General features: G+C 72.9%; 5 protein-coding genes. 2 read left to right on the forward strand and 3 right to left on the reverse strand.

Features of this window, described 5'->3' with window-relative positions; genetic code table 11:
* Positions 1-291: 291 nt before the first annotated feature.
* Together ABZX40_RS29455 and ABZX40_RS29460 are read right to left on the reverse strand one after the other, a co-directional pair.
* Positions 292-2,790 carry a DUF4132 domain-containing protein gene (locus tag ABZX40_RS29455; RefSeq protein WP_355747476.1) on the reverse strand — a complete coding sequence of 833 codons (2,499 nt, stop codon included), beginning with the start codon at positions 2,788-2,790 and terminating at the stop codon, positions 292-294.
* 79 nt (positions 2,791-2,869) lie between these two features.
* Positions 2,870-3,619: a TetR/AcrR family transcriptional regulator gene (locus ABZX40_RS29460; RefSeq protein ID WP_355747473.1), complete on the reverse strand. Its 750-nt coding sequence runs from the start codon at positions 3,617-3,619 to the stop codon at positions 2,870-2,872.
* A 215-nt stretch (positions 3,620-3,834) separates the two neighbouring features.
* Between ABZX40_RS29460 and ABZX40_RS29465 the strand changes: the two genes are divergently transcribed.
* Positions 3,835-4,581 carry an IclR family transcriptional regulator gene (locus ABZX40_RS29465; RefSeq protein ID WP_355747470.1) on the forward strand — a complete coding sequence of 249 codons (747 nt, stop codon included), beginning with the start codon at positions 3,835-3,837 and terminating at the stop codon, positions 4,579-4,581.
* A 364-nt stretch (positions 4,582-4,945) separates the two neighbouring features.
* Positions 4,946-5,248, forward strand: a complete 303-nt coding sequence (locus tag ABZX40_RS29470) for a hypothetical protein (protein WP_355747467.1) — start codon at positions 4,946-4,948, stop codon at positions 5,246-5,248.
* A 114-nt stretch (positions 5,249-5,362) separates the two neighbouring features.
* On the opposite strand, the gene ABZX40_RS29475 is transcribed toward ABZX40_RS29470, so the two are convergent.
* Positions 5,363-7,042 (reverse strand): ABC transporter substrate-binding protein, encoded by a 1,680-nt coding sequence (locus ABZX40_RS29475; RefSeq protein WP_355747464.1) that lies wholly within the window; start codon positions 7,040-7,042, stop codon positions 5,363-5,365.
* Positions 7,043-7,141: the final 99 nt, after the last annotated feature.

Below are 7,141 nucleotides of genomic sequence, written 5' to 3' on the forward strand. Positions count from 1 at the left end.
GAGATACGGGGGGGCGCGGGCCGCAGGGAGGTCCCGTGTCTGCGGTTCCGGCAGTTGGAGTACTTCGTGGTGGTCGCCCGGGAGCGGCACTTCGCACGGGCGCCACCGAGGCCCGGCAGCGGCATCTCTTCGACCTCTTTGACCTCTTCGACCTCGTCGACGACATCGAGAAGTGGTTCGCCGACAAGGACGAGTGCGAGGCCGCGTACTCGTCGGCGCGGACAGCCGCCTTCCACGAGTCGCGGGGCGTCGCCCGACCGTCCGCCCCCGGCGGGGCCGGTGCTGTCCGGGTCAGGGGCGGCGGCGGAGCTGGCGCAGGATCGTGGGGTCGGTGATGGCGGTGTCGGCGGCCAGCAGGAACGCCTTGCTGAGGATCAGGGAGAGACGCTCGTCCTCGAAGGGCAGGAAGAGGGTGCCGGGCGGTCTTCCGGTGCCGGGGACGATGCAGAGATAGGTGTCGTCGGGCTCCATGAGGATGTTGGCGGAGCCCAGATGGATGCGGTAGGTGCGCAGATCGCCGCGGACGGTCAGGAAGCGGCCGTCGAGGGTGCAGCGGTCGGCGATCCGCAGCCGGGGCAGGATCCGGGCCAGCGCCTCGCGGCGCATCTCGGCGGTGGCGGTCAGCTCACCGAAACCGGCCGCGCGCCGGTAGGCGGTGTGGCGGTCCTCGCCCCGGTCGGTCCAGTCGGGGTCGGCGGCGATGGAGGTGACCGCGATGAAGAGATCGACGTCCCGCATGGCCTCGCTGAAGACCAGCGGGGGCACCTCGGCGAGCGGCACCGGCCGCCAGGTGCGGCCGTCGCGGCGCTCGAAGCGGACCTGGTCGGTGGTGGCGTGGACGGGCGCGTGGCCCTGGCCGTCGTCGTCGGCGGCGGTTTCGTGGTGCAGGCCCGCCCGCCAGCGGCCGTCGGCGGACTCGCCCCAGGCCGGCCCTTCGCCACCGCCGTCCCAGCGGCCCAGGAAGTTCGCCCGCCAGCCCCGCTCTTTGAACAGGGCGTAGAGCCGCCGGTAGTGCACGATGTGCGCGGCGAACCGGTTGGAGTAGGTGCCCGTGATCCGCTCGGCCGGGGTGAGCGGATAGATCTCCCGGTACGCCTGCTTGAAGGGCTGCCGCAGCCGCTCGGCGACCAGCCGCTCCCGCCAGGCCCCGATGTCGTCCGCCGTGGCCCGCACCGGATGCCACAGCCGGACGGCGAGGGGCCGCCGTCCGTCCGGGTCGGGCTCGGCCAGGGGCGCCACCGCGTGCCAGACGCCGTCCGGGTCGCGGAACTCCCGGATCAGGCCCCGCACGACGGTCCCGGTGACCGGATGGTCCCGGTAGTAGCGGCACCAGTCGTCGTAGGCCCACTCCCGGCCGGACGACAGCAGCGCCTCGATCCTGGCCCGCTCCCCCGACAGGGTGCCGCGCACCTCCTTCGCCAGGTCCTTCAGCTCCTTGAGCTGCTCCGGGCAGCCGTCCTTGAGCGCGGCCGGGGCCGTGCGGGAGGTGCCGCCGCCGGGCCGGGTGAAGGTGAGCCGGACGGTGGCCGCGTCCTCGATCAGCAGCCGGACCCGGTGTCCGCCCAGCGTCCGCTCCAGGGAGCCGTCCGGTCCGAGTCCGTGGTCGGGGACGCCCCGCTCGATCAGCTGCTCAGCGGTGAGGCCCTGTTTCCCGGCGGCGGTGAGCAGCCCGGCGTCGATCCGCTTGCGCAGGCCCCGGTGCCTGATCCGGTGCTGGAGCCGCCGCAGGGTGTCCAGGGCGGTGGTGTCCCCGATGTCACCGAGGGCGTTGATGGCCGCTGCGGCGAGGCCGGGGTCCTGGCTCACTCCGCCGCCCACGCCGGTCCGCAGGGCGAGCGCGCCCAGGTGCCGGACGGCCGCCGGACCGCCGGTGCAGGCCGCCGCCCAGATGACACCGCGGGCCAGGTCGGCGCCGTTCTCCTCGACCAGTACGTGGTGGTGCCGGGCGGCGGCGGCCGGGTCCGCGCCGGTGCAACTGCCGCCCACGCACACCGGGTCGCCCTCGGCCAGTGCCCCGAGCACCTCCCCGAGCGGTTCGCGGGCCCCGGCCGCGTCGACCAGCCCGGCGCAGGTCCGGCGCCAACGCTGGGTGGGGCGGGCGCCCGGCGGGTCCGCCAGGTGCCTGAGCAGCCGGGCGAACTCCGGCGACGGCTCCTTGCGCGCCCGGATGTCCAGCGCGGTGGCCCAGGGGGCGCCGGGAGGGATCAGTCCGTCGGCGACGAGGGTCTCGTCCACCTCGGCGATCAGCTCGCGCAGCCGGTGGGCGGGGGAGTCCGGTTCGCGCGCGGCGCCGGTCTCCATGGCCCGCGCGTGGGCGTGCCGCAGCCGGGGCAGGACCGCGCGGCGCCCGTCGGCGTCGAGCAGGTCGGCCGCGTTCATGGCGTGGTGCAGGGTGTCGGAGAGCAGCGGGAGCGTCTCGTGCTCCCCGGCGCGCAGCAGCAGGACGGCGACCTCGTCCGGGGTCCAGCCGCGCACCCGCTCGACCAGGGGCCGGATCTCGTCGCGGTAGTCCCACAGGATGTCGTCCCAGCGGGCGGCCAGCATGAGGGTGATGACGGCGGCCCTGCCGTCCTCGTCCCCGCAGGCCGCGAGCCGTCCGTCGATCCGGGCCCGTATCGCGGCCCCCGCGCCGCCGCCCTGCCCGTGCCCCGGCCCCAGCAGGGCGCGGTACTCGGCCCGTTGCCGCGCCAGCAGGTCGACCAGCCACCGGCTCCGGTCGAGCGCGGCGAGGCGCACCCCGTCGAGCGGGTCGTTCCTGCGGGATGCGGCCACCAGGCTGTCGTAGAGCATGGGGAGATAGTGGCAGGGGCGACTGACAATACGGTCCGACCTGGGGTTTCGCCCCGGGCAGGAGGTGGGGTGGGGTCCGTCAACTCGGGCCGGGTGGCGGATCCGTGGGGGCGTGGTCGGCGGGACCCTTGGGGGCGTGGTCGGCGGGATCCCCGGGGGCCGGGTCGTCGTCGTCCCCGCCGAGCAGGGCGCCCGCGACACCCCGGCGGGGCGGTCCCATCCGCAGGCCGAAGTCGGGGCACGGCAGGGGGTCCGCCGGGTCCGGGTGGGTGCGCAGGCCGTCGAGGAGGAGGCGGAGATAGCGGCGCCACAGGTCCGGCTGGCCGGTGCGGTCGGTCACGGCGGCCAGCATCTGCTGGACCAGCATCAGATCCCAGGGCTCGGCGTCGGGCCGCAGCACACCCTGCGCCTTGGCGCGTTCGACCATCAGATCGATCTGATGCCGGATCCGCTCCTGGAACTCGCGCTCCCGGGGCATCGCGTCCCCGGTGCCGAACAGCACCTCGCGCACCCCCCGGTCGAAGGCCTGGAGCTCCGCGACGCGTTCCATCTGCGACGCCAGTCCGCGCCAGGCGTCGGAGTCCTCGGAGCCCTCGCGGGTGGCCTCCTCGATCCGGGCGAGCATGTCGTCGAAGAGGGCGTCGATCAGGGCCTGCTTGTTGCGGAAGTGCCGGTAGGCCGTGCCCACGCCGAGGCCCGCCCGGTGGGCGACATCGTCCAGGGTGGCGCGCAGTCCGTGCTCCTGGAACACCGCGCGGGCGGCGACGAGCAGCTTGCGGCGGTTCGCCTCGGCGTCACGCCGCTTCTTTGGGGCGTCCGGCGGGGTCATCGGCGGATTCCTCTGCTCGACGTCGTGGGTCCGACGTGCCAACTGGCTCGTTCCCCGCACAGCCTACCTCAAATGGAGACACTATCTCCGGTTTGCCGCAACCCCGCCACGCGGGAGAGAGAAGGGAGAGAAATGAAAATCCTCGTGCCGTGACACGGCAGTGTGTGCCGTGAGAAGGTACGAGTGCGGGGGCGGGACCGAGGGAGTCGACGAGGATGCAGAACGTTCTCAACGCGTTGCGGGTGCTGGAGGAGGTCGCGACGCGGCAGCCGATCGGGGTCGGTGAGCTGTCCCGCGTCCTGGGCATGCCCAAGAGCACCGTCCAGCGGGCGCTGCGGACGCTGCACGAGGCGGGCTGGATCCGCCCGGCCGGGGGCGAGCTGACCCGCTGGGCGGTCACCACCAAGGCCCTGGACGTGGGCCGCCACGCCAGCGGCGACCTCGGTCTGCGGGACGCGGCCGTCCCGGTGATGGAGGAGCTGCGCCGCCGCACCGAGGAGACCATCCATCTCACGGTCCTGGAGGGCGACCGGATGGTCCTGATCGAGCGCCTGGAGACCGCCAAGCCGGTGCGCACCAATATGTCCCTGGGCCACGCGCTGCCGATGCACGCCTCCGCCAACGGCAAGGCGGTACTGGCGAGCAGTGCCCCGGAGGCGGTCGGCGCGCTGCTCGCCGAGGGCCTCCCCCGCTTCACCGACACCACCATCACCGACCTCGACGGGCTCCGCGCCGAACTGGACGTGGTCCGGGCCCAGGGCTACGCCGTCAACCGGGGCGAATGGCGCTCCGACGTCGGCTCGGTCGCGTCCGCGGTCCTGGGCGCCGACGGCGAGCCGATGGCCAGCCTCAGCGTCAATGTCCCCATGAGCCGCCTCACCGACGAGACCGAGGTGACCTTCGCGGCGGCGGTCACCGAGGCGGCCCGCACGCTGTCGGCGCGGTTGGGCTATCTGCCGTAGGGGCGGGGCCTTCCGAACCGTGCGCGGGTTGCCGCGGGGGCGGACATGGCCGCGCCGGGGGCGGCGGATCGTGGCGAACGGGGGCGGCGGACCGTGGCGGACCGGGCCGAACGGTGACGGACGGGGGCGGACGGGATCCACTGCCCGGCCGCCGAGGCGCCGGAGCCGGTGGGAGGGGCGACCGTGGTCGTACGCCTCCGGGGTGACCCCACCGCCACCAAGTCAGCCTGACGGCCGACATGTTGAGCCCCGAACCCGGCCGCCGGTCTGACGCCGGGGCGTTCGTCGCGCCGCCATCATGTGACGTCGGCGGCGGCCGGTGCCGTGGTGCCGCAGCGATGGAGTCCCAGGGGAGAGACACCTGATGAAGAAGGGGATGGTCCTCACTGTGGTGGTGATCGCCGCAATCCTGTTCCTGTCCTCTCGGAGCGAGAAGGCGACCGCGACGCTGCCGGACTCCGCGGGCAAGGACCTCCAGAGCGCGCAGGACGCGGCCCGGGACGCCGGGTTCACCACCATCGCCTCCCATGACGCCCTCGGCGACCGGCGGATGCAGTTCGTCGGCCGGAACTGGAAGGTGTGCGGCCAGACCCCCGCGCCGGGCCGGCACGCCACGACCACCCGGGTCGACTTCGCCGTGGTCAAAGTGGACGAGCGTTGCCCCTGATGACCGTAGAGACTCCTGACGACCCTGATAGACGGCTGACTCCTAACCCCTGAACCTGACTCCTGACTCCTGATTGAGCGGCCTGGGCCGGCGCCTCGCTGATGGTCGGCAACTTCAGCGCTTTCCGATCCCCGCCGCCCACGGATAGCTCAGCTGTACCGAGTTCACCGGCGCGCCGGTCAGACCGGGCTTCAGATAAAGGGGATTGAAGGGGGTGTACAGCGGAATCCAGATCGACTGCTCCACGGCGATCTTCTGTGCCCGGGAGATGAGATCCGCGCGGCTGCCGGTGTCCGCGGTGGCCTTCGCCTCGTCGATCAGCCGGTCGAACTCCGGGTCGGAGAACTGGGCGAAATTGAAGGTGTCGCCGGTCCTGAGGTACTGGTAGATCGCGGTCGGGTCGGGATAGTCCGCCTGCCACAGCGAGAACAGCATGTCGATGCCCTCCCGGGCCTTCGCGTCGCTGTAGAGCGCGTTGTAGTTGTCGGCGGGCAGGGTCTTGATGTCGACCTTCAGCCCGATGGCCTCCCCGGCGCGCTTGACCTCCGTACCGATGACCGGCATCTCCGACTGGGAGCCGGTCACCGCGATGGTGATCGGCTCTGCGGGGGCACCGGCCTCGGCGACCAGCTTCTTCGCCTCCTCCACCGGCCCGCCCGGCTCCGGCAGCGCCTCGTACGCGGCCTTCAGCTCCGGCTGCGCATAGCCCCAGGTGCCGGGGGCCGCGGGCGCCTTGAGGGGTTCGGCGGCACCGGAGACCGCCGCCGAGATGATGCCCTCGCGGTCGATGGCCAGCGACAGCGCCCGGCGGATCCGGACATCGGCGAGCGGGCCCTTGAGGTCGGTGACCATACCGACGTAACTCCCCGAGGTCCGGCCGAAGTACAGCGACTCCCCGCCCCCCTCGGGAGACGCCGTGCCGCCCTGCGCCAGCAGCTTGCTGTAGCCCGACGCCGGGACGAACCAGGAGCCGTCCAGCTCCCCCGCGAGCATCGCCGTGGTCCGGGCGGCCGGGTCGCGGATGAACTCGAACTCCACCTTGCCGGGCTTCGCCGCGCGCGGCCGGTCCCAGTAGCCGTCGTGGCGCTCGATGGTGATCGACTCGCCCGCCGACCAGTCGGCCAGCGCGAACGGGCCGGTGCAGTCGATCCCGCCGTCCGGGCGGCCCAGCCGCTCCCCCGCCTCCTCGGCCTGCGCCTTGCCGATGATCCGCCCGGCCGGGGTCCCCATCGCCTGGTTGAACTGCGCGTCCGGCTTGGTCAGCCGGACCGTGATCCGCCGCTCGCCCGTCGCCTCGATCGACGTGACGTTCTGATAGACCGCGTCGTGGTAGGAGCCGAGCGCCTTGTCGAGATTGCGGCCCAGGCTGTATGCCACGTCCTCGGCGGTCAGTTCCGCCCCACTGTGCAGGGTGACCCCGGGCCGCAGCTCGTACACCCAGGTCAGCGGGTCCGGGTTGGACCAGGACGCGGCCAGGGACGGCTTGAGGCTGAGATCGGGGTCGATCCTCAGCAGGCTCTCGCAGACATTCGCCAGCACCTCCATCGGCGGGAAGTCATTGCTGTAGATCGGGTCCAGCGACGACGGCTCGGCGTAGAGCGCCCATCTCAACCCGTCGACCCCGGACTTCGCCGCGGGCATCGACTCGGTCAGCTCCGGTGTACCGGTACGGCCGCCGCCCGCGCCGCCCTCCACCCCGCCACAGGCGGACAGCGCGAGCGCCGTACAGGCGGTGAGGGCGACCAGGACGGAGGTACTGCGGATGCGCTGGGTGCGTTGGGTGCGCTGGGACATGGTGGCTCCGTAAGTTGTTGGGTGGCCCGGGAGGGCCGGATGTGGCTGATGGTGGCTTGCCGTTTGTGGCTCCCCAGGAGTGGCCGTCCGGCTCTCCGG

The organism is Streptomyces sp. NPDC004610, assembly GCF_040609715.1.
In the GTDB taxonomy this organism is placed as follows: domain Bacteria; phylum Actinomycetota; class Actinomycetes; order Streptomycetales; family Streptomycetaceae; genus Streptomyces.